Source organism: Actinophytocola sp., from assembly GCF_045807065.1.
Taxonomy (GTDB): Bacteria; Actinomycetota; Actinomycetes; order Mycobacteriales; family Pseudonocardiaceae; genus Actinophytocola.
The window spans coordinates 1-13437 of record NZ_JBJMIE010000539.1; the positions used below are offsets into that span (position 1 = coordinate 1).

Sequence of the window (13437 nt, forward strand, 5' to 3'; positions counted from 1 at the left end):
CCCGGACCCGCGGTCAGGGAACCAGGGCCGCGGCGGCGGCTCGGTGCGCGGCGCTGCGGAACGCGGCGACCTCCGCGGCGGCGAGGTCGCCGGCCACCCCCGCTCCCCAGCAGGTCGTGGAGCCCACCTGGACCTCGCAGAAGCAGGCGTGTTCCTCGGTGTCACCGGTGGTCGAGTTCTGCCGGACGGTCGCCAGCAGCACCGGTCGGGCGTCTCCCTGGCCGTTGGCGGTCGCGTCGGCGGCCAGGTACTCCTGGTGGAACAGGGTCCACAGCAGCTCGGCGGAGACCTCACCGCCGTGCTCGTCGAGGTACTCCTGTACCAGCGCGGCGAACTCGATCTGCATGCGCCGCGGCAGGTCGAGGCCGTACTCGGTGCGCAGCAGGTAGGCGATGCCGCCCTTGCCGGACTGGTTGCTGATCCGGATCAGCGCCTTGTAGTCGCGGCCGATGTCGCCGGGATCGATCGGCAGGTAGGGCACGTCCCACGGCTCTTCGGGGCGCTGCGCGGCCAACCCCTTGCTGATCGCGTCCTGGTGCGAACCGGCGAAGGAGGTGTAGACCAGGTCCCCGCCCCACGGGTGCCGCGGCGACACCGGCAGCCCGGTGCACTCCTCGGCGATCCGCCGGACCTCGTCCAGGTCGCCGAACTCCAGCATCGGGTCGACGCCCTGCGACAGCATGTTCATCGCCAACGTCACCAGGCACACGTTGCCGGTCCGCTCGCCGTTGCCGAACAGCGTTCCCTCGATCCGGTCGGCACCCGCCAGCAGACCGAATTCGGCGGCGGCGACCGCGGTCCCCCGGTCGTTGTGCGGATGAATGCCGAGAATGACCGAGTCGCGCTGCGACAGATTTCGGTTAATCCATTCGATCCGATCGCCGAACTCCTGCGGTGGAAACACCTCGACAGTTGCCGGGATGTTGATCCGGACGTCTTCGTCACCGGACCGCTGCCACAGGTCCACTATCGCGTTGCACACCTCGAGGCCGAATTCCGGTTCGGCCTGCGTGAACGATTCCGGGGCGTACTGCAGCGACAGCGCGGTCCCCCGTGCCCTGGCGGAGTCACGCATGCGCATCGCGTACTCGGCGGCGGTCAGTGCCAGCTTTTTGACCTGGCTCCGGTCCATGTCGAACACGACACGCCGTTGCACGGTGGAAATGGGGTTGTGTATCTGCAGAATCGCCTTCGGTATTCCCTCCAGACACCGCACGGTCGGCCCGATGAGGTCGTCGCGCGCCGGGCTCATCACCTGCACCAACACGTCGTCCGGTATGGCGCCGCGCTCGGTGAGGTCACGTACGAACGACCAGTCCGCCCGGCCTGACGTGGGGAAACCCACTTCGATCTCCTTGAAGCCGAGCCGCACCAGCAGCTCGAACATGCGCCGCTTGCGGTGGATGTCCATCGGGTCGATCAGCGACTGGTTGCCGTCGCGCAAATCGACGCTGCCCCACAGCGGGGCCTTGGTCATCCGCCGGTTCGGCCATTGCCGATCGGTCAATCCGATAGGCGTGTACGGCCGGTACCGGTGTGCCGGCATCGAACTGGGACGTTGCTCGGAAGACAGCATGATTCACCTTTCGATGAAAAAAGCGCTACGCGGCGCCAATTCGTACGAGATCCGCACGGCCGCGCGCCGAGGCGAGATGAAAGATGGCTTCAACACGTTCGGTCCGCCGATTTTCACGCGCGGGCGCACCCGCAATGTCTTCCACACCGTCCGCCGAGAAGTCAAGGGAGAAAGTGGGCCCGGAATTGGTTGCCGGAGTCGAAGAGCTTTGCTAGCGTGGGGCCGGCCCGGGGAGTCCGGGCACCTGGGGATGAACCATCATTTCGCGCCATGCGCCGGTATCGCCGGTGCGATACCGGGGCGCGCGGAAAACGGGAACGGGGGACCGGCGGATGGCGGTCACGGAGGCGATCTGGCGATGATCCGGCACATCGTGCTGTTCAAGCTCAAGCCCGGCATCCACTGGGGCGACGAGCGGGTCGCGGCCGCCGAGCGCAAGGCCGAGCAGGTCGGCGCCCGGGTCACCGAGCTGATCGAGTGGCGGGTCGGCCGCAACGTCTCGGCTCGTGACATCGCGTACGACTACGTGGTCATGGGGTTGGTCCGGGACGACGAGGCCCTGCAGCGGTACCTGGTGCACCCGTTCCACCAGGAGTCCGTCGCGTTGTGGCGGGAGATCAGCGACTGGGTGGTGGCCGACCTGGCCGAGGACGACCTGGTCCAGTCGAGTGCACCCGCGCGCTAGCGGGGGATTGGGGCCCAGTGTTCACCGTGTACCACCCCGAGTCGGCGGAGCTGACCGCCCGGCTGTGGGATCAGCACGTCGAGCTGCTCGCGGGCCGGTGGGACCCCCGCCGACTCGCCGAGCACCAGGCGGAACTCTTCCGCACGACCGTCTCCTACGTGCGGGAACGGTCCACTTTCTACCGTTCGCGGCTGGCCGGCGTCCGACTCGCCGACGACGGTCCGCTGACCGAGGCGGAACTGGCGTCGATCCCGTTCACCAGCAAGGCGGATCTGCGCGAGGCCCAGTTCGACCTGCTGTCCCGGCCGGTGCCGGCGGCGTGGATCTTCTACGAGACCACCGGCACGACCGGCGCGGCCACCCCGTGCCCGCGGGACAATGTGGACAGCGTGCACAACAACACCGTGCTGACCGAGTACTACCGCACCGTGTTCGGCCGGTTCGGCGACGCCCAGGTGATCGGCGTCGCGGGGCCGAGCGAGCTGCACGCCACCGGCGACACCTTCGGCGACGTGTGCCGGAACCTCGGGTTGGCGGTGGCGAAGATGTGGCCGCACTCCCCGATGATCGGGTTCCCCCGGGCACTGGAGGTGATGCGGCTGCTGCCGGTCACCGGTCTGTTCTGCACGCCGGGAATGGCGTTGGCACTGGCCAAGAAGGCCAGGGAGTCCGGACTGGACACGCGTGCGGACTTCCACCTGGACGTGCTGATGCTGACCGGCGAGCTGGCCTCTCCCGGCCTGCTGGCCAACATCGGCGAACTCTGGGGTGCCACGGCCCACAACGCCCTGTACGCCTCGCAGGAGGCGTCCGTGCTCGCCGCGGTCACCGGTGACGGCAGCCTGAGCACCGCGCCGCTGATCAACTACTACGAGGTGGTGGACCCGGTGACACTGGCGCCGACACCTGCCGACGCGAGCGGGGTGCGCCAGGGCGAGCTGGTCGTCACCAACCTGTACCAGGGTGCGAAACCGCTGGTCCGCTACCGGACGGGGGACCTCGTGCGGATGTACCCCGCCGCGGCGGGGGCCGCGGCGCCGGTGCCCACCCTGGAGGTGCTGGGCCGGGTCCGCGACGAGCTGGTGCTCAACGACCACCCGGTCACCGGGTACGACCTGGAGAACCTGCTGCTCAGGCACGTCCGCGGCTACCTCGACTACCAGGTGGTCCTGGACCGGGGGACCACCGGCGCCGACCGGGTCACCCTGGTGCTGCAGGGCGATGTCGACCCGACCGACCCGGCACTGGCCGCCACCGTCGAGGACTGCGCGCGCGAACTGGGCGTCGAGCTGCTGGTCTCCTTCGGCGACCCCGGCGCGATCACCGGCACCGGGGCGATGGTGAGCTGGAAGGCCGCACGGGTCGTGGACCGCAGGAGCCCCGACGACCACGAGACCAGGGTGGCGCACGCACTCGCCGCCAGGAGGGCCTGATGCGGACGTCAGCGGTCGGTCGGGAGACCGGCACCGGCGCCCCGGCCGCGCCACCCAGGCCCCGCCCGGGTCGCTGGGCGTTCCACGCCGACGAGTTCGTGCCGTTGGACGAGGCGCGGCTGCCGTTGACCACGCAGGGACTGCACTACGGGACCGGTGTCTTCGAGGGCATCCGCGGGTACGCGGGCGCGGACGGCCGCGTGCACCTGTTCCGGTTGGCCGAGCACTACCGGCGGTTCCTGCGGTCCTGCCGACTGATGCGCGTCGACCTCGGCCACAGTGCGGCCGAGCTGGCCGACATCACCGTGGAGCTGTTGGCCCGCAACGGCTTCTCGTCGGACAGCTACGTCCGGCCCCTCGCCTACAAGCTCGGTCTGCTGCCCGGCACGGCGCCGGGGGTGGGGTTGAGCGGGGTGTCCGACGCGCTGTCGATCGTGGCCTCCGAGCTCGGTGACTACACCCCCGCGGGCGGTCTTCGGTGCGTGGTCAGCTCGTGGCGCCTGCCGCGCCGGGACACCCTGCCCGCCCAGGCCAAGATCACCGGCGGGTACGTGACCAACGCGCTGGCGCTGGAAGAGGCGAGGGCCGCCGGGTGCGACGACGCCATCATGCTGACCGCCGACGGCAGGGTCGGCGAGGCGACCACCGCCAACGTGTTCGTCGTCCAGGACGGCGTGCTCCACACCCCGCCGGTGTCCACCGGGATCCTCGCGGGGGTCACCAGGGACACGGTGCTGGCGCTGGCCGCCGAGCTCTGCCTGCCCGCGACCGAGGCCGACCTGGACCCGGCCGACCTGGTGCTCGGCGAGGAGTTGCTGCTCACCGGCACCGGGATCGGCATCGCGCCGGTGGTCGAGCTCGACGGCAGGCCGATCGGCGACGGCGCCCCCGGACCGGTCGGCGCCCGCCTGGCCGAGACCTACCAGCGGGTGGTCCGGGCCGAGCACCCGGGACGGACCAGCTGGCTCACCACCGTCGGGCCCCGCTGAGACAGCGTGTACCGCAAACGACCACCCGGCGCGCAGCCGGGGCGACCATGAAGGGCAGCGCGATCGTGGAGTCACTGGGGTGGATAGACGTCGAGGCGGCCGGGCGCGAACCGCTCACGGTGATCGGCACGCTCGGGCCACCCGGCACGAGCAGCGAGCAGGCCGCCGGGCTCTGGTGGCGACACCTCGCCGGCAGCTCCGGCAGCCCGCCGAGAGTGCGGTTGTACGACACGTACGAGGCCGGCGGGGTGGCGCTGCGGGCGGGCGAGGTGAGCCACGTCGTGGTCGCCAACGCGTACAAGGCGATCAACGAGTTCTACATGGACACCGTGCTCGCCGTGTCCGGTGTGTTCGTGATGGACACACCGCTGTACGGGCTGGCGAGACGGCGCGGCATGGCCGCCGTGGTCAAGGAACCGACCATCGCGACCCACCCCTCGCCGGTGCCGCTGATCCGGCAGCTGCTGCCCGAGGGGTACGCCGCCCGCGCCGTCACCACGGTGAACTCCACCAGCGCCGCGGCCATGGCGGTCCGGGACGGCGCGTTCGACCTCGCGCTGACCACCCAGAACGCCGCGGAGAGCTGTGAGCTGGAGTTCATCTCCCGTACCAGGCCCATCCGGATGGTCTGGTCGGTGTTCGTGGCCGACCCGGAGGAGCGGCTGCTGCGATCCGTCCCGACGTCCCCGTGAGGCGCACGACCCTGTCAGGCACGACGAGGAGGAAGCGGTGCTGCTGCTGGACGCGGAGGCCGTACGCGCGGTCTACCCGATGACGACGGCCATCCCGGTGATGGCCGAGGCGATGCGGAAGTTCAGCGGCGGCCTGGTCACCCAGCCGCTGCGGACGATCCTGCGCCCCGAGGCCGACCCGGCCGTCTTCGCGAGCATGCCGTGTCACGTGGGCGGTGACGGCGACGCCGGGTACGGCCTGAAGGCCATCATGCTCAAGCTGGACAACGCGGCGAAGGGCCTGCCGGTGCACGTGGGTGTGGTGGTCGTGTTCGACGCCGACACCGGTGCGCCCGCGGCGGTCATCGACTGTGCCGAGCTGACCGCGATCCGCACGGCGGCCGTCTCCGCGGTCGCCACCGACGCGTTGGCCCGGCCGGACGCCGGTGACCTGGCTGTGCTGGGTGCGGGCGTGCAGGCCAGGAGCCATCTCCAGGCGATGGACGCGGTGCGTGACCTGCGGCGGGTCCGCGTGTGGAACCGCACGGCGGCACGGGCGAGGAAGCTGCGCGACTGGGCGGCCACGTGGCTGGACGTCCCGGTCGAGGTGGTGGACTCGGTGCCGGACGCCCTGGCCGGCGCGGATCTCGTGTGCACCACGACGTCCACGAAGGACCCGGTGGTGCCCGGCGAGGCGTTGGCCGGCGGCGCACACGTCAACGCCGTCGGCGCCTCCCTGCGCGACGCCAGGGAGCTGCACTCCGACGCGGTGGCGCGGTGCGCGGTCTTCGTCGACAGCCGGGAGTCCGCCGCCGCCGAGTCCGGGGACCTCCTGGTCCCGCTCGAGGAAGGGCTGACCGGCGACGGTCATGTGCGTGCCGAGCTCGGTGAGGTGTTGCTCGGCCGGCATCCCGGCCGGACCGGGCGGGACGAGATCACCCTGTACAAGTCGCTCGGACTGGCCGCGCAGGACATCGCGTCCGGGTTCGCGGTGGCCAGGCTGGCGGCCGACGCAGGGGTCGGCACGGTCGTGCCGATGGGTGCCGAGCGGCTGGTGGCGCCATGACCACCTTCGTGATCGGTGACGTCGGGCACGTCCCCGACCCGGTGGCGATGGCCGAGTACCGCGCGAAGGTGCTGGCCACGCTGGAGCTCTACGGCGGCGGCTTCGCCATCCGGGGTGGCGCTATCGACGTGCTGGAAGGCGACTGGCGGCCGACGCACCTGTCGGTCATGCGGTTCCCCAGCGCCGACCACGCCCGGCGCTGGTACGACTCGCCCGAGTACCGGGCGATCGTGCCGTTGCGTGCCGGCGTGCGGATGGACCTGGTCATCCTCGACGGCTGACCGCGCCAGGACTCGACGAGACACACCCCTGGGAGAGCATTCGTGAGACTACGTACCCTTGGTCGCACTGGCGTCGCGGTGTCCCCGCTGTGCCTCGGCACGATGATGTTCGGCGCGCTGGGCAACACCGACCACGACGCGTGCGTGCGGATGGTGCACGCCGCGCTGGACGCCGGCATCAACTTCGTGGACACCGCGGACATCTACGCCGCGGGGGAGTCCGAGGAGATCGTCGGCAAGGCGCTGGCCGGCCGCCGGGACGGCGTCGTGCTGGCCACCAAGCTCCACTTCCCGATGCCGGGAGAGCCCGGCTCAGGCGGCAACTCACGGCGGTGGATCATCCGGGCGTGCGAGCACAGCCTGCGCAGGCTGGGCACCGACTGGATCGACCTGTACCAACTGCACCGGCCGGACCCGGCCGTCGACGTGGCGGAGTCGCTCGGCGCGCTCGACGACCTGGTCCGTGCCGGCAAGGTGCGCTACGCGGGCACGTCGACGTTTCCCGCGCACCAGATCGTGGCGGGGCAGTGGGCGGCGCAGCGGCGCGGTTGCGGGCGGTTCGCCACCGAGCAGCCGCCCTACTCGCTGCTCGCCAGGGGCGTGGAGGCCGACGTGCTGCCGGTCTGCGAGCAGTACGGGCTCGGCGTGCTCACCTGGTCGCCGCTGGCGGGTGGGTGGCTGTCCGGCCGCTACCGGGCGGACGGGCCCCATGAGCCGGGGCACCGCGAGCGGCTGATGCCCGCGTTGTACGACGCGACCGCGCCGCACAACGCCGAGCTGCTCGCCGCGGCGGACGCGTTCGGCGAGCTCGCCGAAGAGACGGGCGTCCCGCTGGTCCACCTCGCGCTGGCGTTCGTGCTGCAGCACCCGGCGGTGACCTCGGTGATCATCGGCCCGCGGACCGCGGAGCAGCTGACCGGCCAGCTCGACGCGCACGCTGTGCGGCTCGAACCGGCTGTGCTGGACGCGATCGATGCGATCGTCCCGCCGGGACGGACCCTCCTGCCCACCGAGTCGATCTGGCAACCGCCCGCGCTCGCCGACAAGGCGCTTCGCCGTCGCCCCGCCCATGTCTGACCGCCGGCCCGGCCGCCCGCGTCGCGGGACGCGGGCGGCCACGGTGGTCAGGCGAGGTCCCGGGACGCGGGAGAGGACAGCTCGGCCAGCTGCTCCACCGGCCGGGACACCTCGCCTGCCACCACCCGAACCCGCGACGCGGGTTCGACCGGCACGGCGGGCTTCTCCCGCATCGCCCGTGCCCGGCCGCCGCCGGTCACGTTCAGCAGCACGCACGCGTCCGCCGGGACCTGTCCCGAGTCGACGGCGGCGGACAGGCACGCGAGCGCCACCCCGGCGGCCGGCTCGACGTCGATGCCTTCCAGCTCCTCGAACCGCGCGATCGCCGACCTGGTCGCCGCCGAGTCGGCCACCAGCACGTCACCGCCGCTGTCCAGCAGGACATCCCGCACTCCGCCACGGATGGCGTACGGCGGCCGCCGGTTGGTCAGCTCGTCGGCGACGACGCCGCGCACCGCCGCGCGGTCGGCACGGGGATCGGAGGGCGCCGAACCGGGGAGCCTGCCGGTCCGCCAGGCGTCGTGCAGCGGGGCGAACGCGGCGTTCTGGCACATCATCAGTCGAGGTGGCCTGGTCCCGGGGCCCGCCAGCCGCCGCGCGGCCTCGTGGGCGGCGATCGCCCCGGTGCCACTGCCGACGGCCTGGAAGTAGAAGTCGGGAAGACGGCCCATCTCCTCGAAGGCGGACAGCATCACGGTGCCGAGGCCGTCCCGCCTGCCGACGTTCTTCGCGCCGCCCTCGAGTACGAAGCCGGGCAGCCTGCCGATTTCCTCGGAAAGGTTGATGGCGTCGGTGTAATCGCCTTGCTCGACGACGACGAGTGCGATTCCGCGGGTTGTCTCGCGGGGCAGTACCAGACGCCGCATGCCACTTTCCGGAATGATCAGCAAACAATTCATCTCATATTTCGAACAAGCCGCGGCGAATGCCGCCGCGGTGTTGCCCGCCGATGCCACGACCAGGGTCGGTGATTGGGCGGGCAAACGGCCGAGAACGGTATAGGCTTCCAGATCCTTGAACGTGGCCGTCTCCAGTTCCGCGCCCTTTTCCGGCCAGTACCCGTTGAAGGCGAGCCACAGGTCGGCCAGGCCGATCGACCGGCCGATGCGCTCGCCGCGGAAGACGGCCGTCCGTGCGGTGCCCGGCAGCGACCTGCCCACCGGAAGCCATGCCCGGTAGCGGTATACGCCCTGCTCAGCGTCATCCGGTCGGAGTTCGCCGGCCTGGTAGCAGGCGCTCAACAGTGCGGGTTCGTGGTCGTTGCGGCATTCGTTGGTGATCCCGTCGTCTTCGGTACGGTCCCCGCACACCGGACATCGCAGGTGGTAGTGGCGAAATTCCCCCATGCGTTTTCGACCTTTCCGTGGGTGGTGGCGTCCGGCTTGCCGGGTTCACTGCTCGGCCGGCCGGAAGAAAGAGACGCGCGAGTCGGAATGCTCGCGTTCCGGTCCCTTGTCGCAGTGTGCAGCAAACTGTCGTCGTCGTCGAGCGCGAGTCGGTGTCGGATGCGGAAACCTGAATCTTCGGCGACTGCTTGACACTCGTATCGGTCTGTGGGACTGTCGCCTGGATAGTTCGGGTCGTGGCGGTTGGGAAATGCCGCTCCGATGCCGCCGCAATGGGGGTCTTTCATCGTTGTTGCGGGGCTTCGCTGTTTCCTGCTGAAAGGGACTGGGGCGATGGTCGAGGTCGAGTCATGACGTCCCCGATGCCGGCGCGGACCGGCCGGGCGGCGGTCGAGCGCTACTACCGGCTGGTGGACGCCAACCGGGTCAGTGAGCTCGTCGAGCTGTTCGCCGAGGACTCGGTGTACCACCGCCCTGGCTACCGGCCGCTGGTCGGTCGTGCCGAGCTGACCGCGTTCTACACCGGCGAGCGGGTGATCGAGTCCGGCAGGCACGTGCTGTCGGCGGTGCTCACCGACGGGCCGAGGACGGCGGTGCACGGCGAGTTCACCGGCCGCCTGAAGGACGGCAGCGACGTGCGGATCCGGTTCGCGGACTTCTTCGAGGTCGCGGCCGACGGCCTGTTCTCGCGGCGGGAGACGTTCTTCTTCGCACCGGCCGTGTGAGCCGGTGCGCCCGATCCCATTCCACCACGTCCTGGGGGGTACGGACTTTGTCCGTGGAGGCGCTCGACGAGAGCCGTGTGCTGACGGTCGAGTACAACGACACCGCGGTCGACTACCCGGCTGACTCGTGCGTGCACGAGCTGTTCGAGCGGCACGCCCGCCGGACGCCGGACGCGGTCGCGTTGCTGTCCGGCGCGGAGTCGGTGACCTACCGCGAGCTCGACGAACGCGCGAACCGGTTGGCGCACCTGCTGGTCCGGCGCGGCGTCGGCCGGGGCGACCTGGTGGGTGTCTGCCTCCACCGGGGCGTCGAGCTGGTCGTCGCGCTGCTGGCGGCGCTGAAGGCCGGCGCGGGGTACGTGCCGCTCGACCCCGCCCACCCGCCGGCCCGGCTCGCCGCGATCGCGGCGAACGGCGTCGGCGCCGTGGTCGTCTCCCGGGGCACCGTGGCCTTGCTGCCGCCGGACGGTCGGACCACGGTGGTCGTCGACGATCCGGCGACCGGGGTGGGAGACCTGCCCGCCTCGCGGCCCCCGGTCGCGGTCGGGCCGGACGACGTCGCGTGCGTCCTGTTCACGTCGGGAACCACCGGCACGCCACAGGGCGTGATCTGCCCGCACCGCGCCACCGTGCGCACGTTCTTCGGCCAGGACTACATCCACTTCGGACCGGACGAGGTCTTCCTGCAGGCCGCGCCGGTGTCGTGGGACGGGCTCACCCTGGAGCTGTGGGCGGCGCTGCTGCACGGCGCGGCGTGCGTGCTCGCCCCCGGCCAGAGTCCCGACCCCGCGGTGGTCGCCGAACTCGTCGAACGGCACGGGGTCACCACCGTGTGGCTCTCGGCCGGGCTGTTCCGGGTGATGGTGGACGACTACCCGGCCGTCTTCGACACCGTGCGGCAGGTGATGACCGGCGGCGAGGTCGGCTCGCCGGGCCACATGCTGCGAGTGCTGCGCCGCCGGCCCGGCCCGCGTCTGGTGCACGGGTACGGGCCGGTGGAGAGCATGGTGTTCGTCGCTACCCACCAGGTGGGCGTCGTGGACGCCGTGCGGCCTGTCGTCCCGATCGGACGACCGATCGCGAACACCCGGATCTACCTGCTCGACGAGCGGTTGCGGCCGGTGCGCCGGGGCGCGGTCGGCGAGGTGTTCGTCGGCGGGGACGGGTTGGCCCACGGATACCACGGCAGGCCGGAGCTGACCGCGCAGCGGTTCGTCCCCGACCTGTTCGGGCCACCGGGCGGGCGGCTCTACCGGACCGGGGACCTGGCCCGCTGGACCGGAGAAGGGCTGCTGGAGTTCGCCGGCCGGGCGGACGACCAGGTGAAGATCCGCGGGTTCCGCGTCGAGCCGGCCGAGGTCGAGTCCGCGCTCGCGGAATGCCCCGGGGTCAGGACGGCGGTGGTGCTCGGCCGGGACGACGGCCGAGGCGGCAAACGGCTGGTCGGCTACGTCGTGCCGGACGGCAGCCGGGACACCGGTGCGCTTTCCGCGCTGCTGCGGGACTTCGCCGCCGAGCGGTTGCCCGACTACCTGGTGCCCGCCGCGTTCGTGGTGCTCGACGCGTTGCCGCTGAACGCGAACGGCAAGGTGGACCGGCGTGCGCTGCCCGAACCGGAGATCGACCGGGGCGTGCCTCACGTGGCGCCCCGCACGTCCGCCGAACGGGTGCTGGCCGAGATCTGGCAGGACCTGCTCGGCCTGGACCGGGTAGGCGTCGACGAGGACTTCTTCCAGGTCGGCGGCGACTCGATCGTGATCATGCAGGTGGTCGCCAGGGCCGCCCGGCACGGCCTCACCCTCACCCCGCGTGCCTTCTTCGCCCACCGGACGGTGGCCGCCCTCGCCGGCATCGCGTCCACGTCCGCTCCGTCCACCCCGGACACCCGAGCCGAGGAACAGCGCACCGAGGACCTGCCGCTCACCCCGGTGCAGCGCTGGTTCCTCGACCAGGACCGGGCGCATCCGGAGCACTTCACCCAGCCGGTCGTGGTCGAGCTGACCGAGCGGGTGAACCGGGCGCGGCTGCGGTCGGCACTCAACGCCCTGCTCGCCCAGCACGACGCGTTGCGGCTGCGGTTCTGGCGGGACACCGCGGGGAGCTGGCACCAGCAGGTGGTCCCGGCCGAGTCGGTCGCCGATGTGCCGCTGCGGGTCCTGCCCGTGCACGGCCTGCCAGCGGAAGAACGTGCGGAGGTGCTGCGGCGGCAGGCCGACGGCGCGGGCCGGGCGTTGGTGCTGGAACGGCCGCCGCTGCTGCGTGCCGTGGTGCTCGACCAGGGCGACAGCGGCGAGTTGGTGCTCGTGGCACACCACCTGGTGGTGGACGCGGTGTCGTGGCGCATCCTGCTGGAGGACCTGTGGTCCCACTACGACTCGGCAACGCCGCCGGACCTGTCGCGGACCACCTCGTTCGCGCGTTGGACCGCGGCGCTGGCCGAGCACGCCGACAGCCAGGAGGTGCTCGGCGAACTGCCGCTGTGGCAGGCGGCGGACGCCGGCCCCGGCCTGCCGGCCGACCTGCCGGGGGACAACTCGGCCGGCGCGCAACGCAGCTGCCACTTCACCCTGGACCGGGCGGGCACCGAACGGTTGCTGGCCGACGACCGGGGCACGGTCGAGGAACGGTTGCTGGCCGCGCTCAACCACGGGCTCACCGAACTGGCCGGGCCCGCCGAGCGCGTGGTCGACCTGGAGTCGCACGGCCGCGAACCGCTCACCGACGAGGTCGACCTGGTCAGGACGGTCGGCTGGTTCACCACGATCTTCCCGTTCCGACTGCCGGACCTGTCCACCGTGCCGGACGGCGTCGCCGAGGTGCGCCGTCGGTTGCGGGCCGTGCCCGCCAGGGGAATCGGCCACGGACTGCTGCGCGCGCGGGGCGAGCGGGTCGCCGGGCCGGGCACGATCAGCGTCAACTACCTCGGCCGGATCGGCGGACAGGGCACCAGGCGGTGGCGGATCCGGCCGGACCTGGTCCCGGTGGACCCGGGTGATCGCCGGACCCACGATCTCGCCGTGGTCGCGAGCATCGTGGACGGGATGCTGACCGTCCGGGTCGACTACAGCGCCGACCGGTATCTGCCCGCGACGGTGGACCGGCTGCGTGCCGCGATGACCGAGGCGTTGCGCTCGCTCGACGACGGCGAGTACGCCGTCACCCCGGTGCAGGCCGGAATGCTGTTCCCGGCCTTGCTGTGGCCGGGCTCGGGCGTCTACGTCGAGCAGCGCAGTTGGCGGTTGAGCGAGCAGGACGCCGACCGCGTGGCCGTGGCGTGGCAGGTGCTGTTCGACCGGCACGACGCGTTGCGCAGCGCCTTCCGGTGGCAGCGCACGGATCGGCCGGCGCAGGTGGTGGCCGGGACGGTCACCGTGCCCGTCCGGTCGGTGGACCTCGCCGGGCGGGACTCGTCGGCCGTGGCCGAGTTCCTCCTGGCGGACCGGCGAGCCGGGTTCGACCTGGCGAGCGCGCCGCTGGCCCGGCTCACCAGGGTGCGGCTGGGGGACGGCGGGGTGCTGCTCGTGCTCACCCACCACCACCTGCTGTTCGACGGGTGGAGCTACGGGCTGCTCCTGGCGGAGCTGAACG

General features: G+C 71.6%; 11 protein-coding genes. 9 read left to right on the forward strand and 2 right to left on the reverse strand.

The features are described from left to right. Positions 1-13: 13 nt before the first annotated feature. Complete coding sequence (locus ACJ73U_RS31595) at positions 14-1576, reverse strand: 2-isopropylmalate synthase (protein WP_407781390.1); 1563 nt, start codon at positions 1574-1576, stop codon at positions 14-16. Between the two features lie 358 nt (positions 1577-1934). Between ACJ73U_RS31595 and ACJ73U_RS31600 the strand changes: the two genes are divergently transcribed. From ACJ73U_RS31600 to ACJ73U_RS31630, 7 genes are read left to right on the forward strand one after another with little or no spacing between them, the layout of a single operon-like run. Next, positions 1935-2261 carry a Dabb family protein gene (locus ACJ73U_RS31600; RefSeq protein WP_407781391.1) on the forward strand — a complete coding sequence of 109 codons (327 nt, stop codon included), beginning with the start codon at positions 1935-1937 and terminating at the stop codon, positions 2259-2261. Positions 2262-2278: 17 nt separating this feature from the next. Then, positions 2279-3694 carry a phenylacetate--CoA ligase family protein gene (locus tag ACJ73U_RS31605; protein WP_407781392.1) on the forward strand — a complete coding sequence of 472 codons (1416 nt, stop codon included), beginning with the start codon at positions 2279-2281 and terminating at the stop codon, positions 3692-3694. Beyond that, positions 3694-4683, forward strand: a complete 990-nt coding sequence (locus ACJ73U_RS31610; protein WP_407781393.1) for an aminotransferase class IV — start codon at positions 3694-3696, stop codon at positions 4681-4683. Before ACJ73U_RS31605 ends, ACJ73U_RS31610 begins: the two co-directional genes overlap by 1 nt. A gap of 47 nt (positions 4684-4730) precedes the next feature. Then, positions 4731-5375, forward strand: coding sequence for a hypothetical protein (locus ACJ73U_RS31615; RefSeq protein WP_407781394.1), 645 nt, complete (start codon positions 4731-4733; stop codon positions 5373-5375). Between the two features lie 37 nt (positions 5376-5412). Then, positions 5413-6420, forward strand: coding sequence for an ornithine cyclodeaminase family protein (locus tag ACJ73U_RS31620; RefSeq protein ID WP_407781395.1), 1008 nt, complete (start codon positions 5413-5415; stop codon positions 6418-6420). Continuing rightward, positions 6417-6701 (forward strand): DUF1330 domain-containing protein, encoded by a 285-nt coding sequence (locus tag ACJ73U_RS31625; RefSeq protein WP_407781396.1) that lies wholly within the window; start codon positions 6417-6419, stop codon positions 6699-6701. The genes ACJ73U_RS31620 and ACJ73U_RS31625 overlap by 4 nt, the downstream gene beginning before the upstream one ends. A gap of 42 nt (positions 6702-6743) precedes the next feature. Then, the gene (locus ACJ73U_RS31630) at positions 6744-7778 is read left to right on the forward strand and encodes an aldo/keto reductase (RefSeq protein ID WP_407781397.1); all 1035 of its coding nucleotides are present in this window, start codon (positions 6744-6746) and stop codon (positions 7776-7778) included. Between the two features lie 47 nt (positions 7779-7825). On the opposite strand, the gene ACJ73U_RS31635 is transcribed toward ACJ73U_RS31630, so the two are convergent. Beyond that, a complete protein-coding gene (locus tag ACJ73U_RS31635) occupies positions 7826-9124 on the reverse strand; it encodes a cysteate synthase (RefSeq protein WP_407781398.1) in 1299 nt (432 codons plus the stop codon). A gap of 350 nt (positions 9125-9474) precedes the next feature. Here ACJ73U_RS31635 and ACJ73U_RS31640 point away from each other — a divergent pair, with 350 nt between their 5' ends. Together ACJ73U_RS31640 and ACJ73U_RS31645 are read left to right on the forward strand one after the other, a co-directional pair. Beyond that, on the forward strand, positions 9475-9849 hold the full coding sequence (locus tag ACJ73U_RS31640) for a nuclear transport factor 2 family protein (protein WP_407781399.1): 375 nt from the start codon (positions 9475-9477) through the stop codon (positions 9847-9849). 53 nt (positions 9850-9902) lie between these two features. Next, positions 9903-13437 (forward strand): amino acid adenylation domain-containing protein (locus tag ACJ73U_RS31645; protein WP_407781400.1); only part of this gene is annotated, 3535 nt, incomplete at its 3' end.

Coding starts and splice junctions, on each gene's coding strand:
- ACJ73U_RS31595 (WP_407781390.1), bottom strand. CDS start 1,576: ATGCTGTCTTCCGAGCAACGTCCCAGTTCGATGCCGGCACACCGGTAC.
- ACJ73U_RS31635 (WP_407781398.1), bottom strand. CDS start 9,124: ATGGGGGAATTTCGCCACTACCACCTGCGATGTCCGGTGTGCGGGGAC.
- ACJ73U_RS31615 (WP_407781394.1), top strand. CDS start 4,731: ATGAAGGGCAGCGCGATCGTGGAGTCACTGGGGTGGATAGACGTCGAG.
- ACJ73U_RS31625 (WP_407781396.1), top strand. CDS start 6,417: ATGACCACCTTCGTGATCGGTGACGTCGGGCACGTCCCCGACCCGGTG.
- ACJ73U_RS31610 (WP_407781393.1), top strand. CDS start 3,694: ATGCGGACGTCAGCGGTCGGTCGGGAGACCGGCACCGGCGCCCCGGCC.
- ACJ73U_RS31640 (WP_407781399.1), top strand. CDS start 9,475: ATGACGTCCCCGATGCCGGCGCGGACCGGCCGGGCGGCGGTCGAGCGC.
- ACJ73U_RS31600 (WP_407781391.1), top strand. CDS start 1,935: ATGATCCGGCACATCGTGCTGTTCAAGCTCAAGCCCGGCATCCACTGG.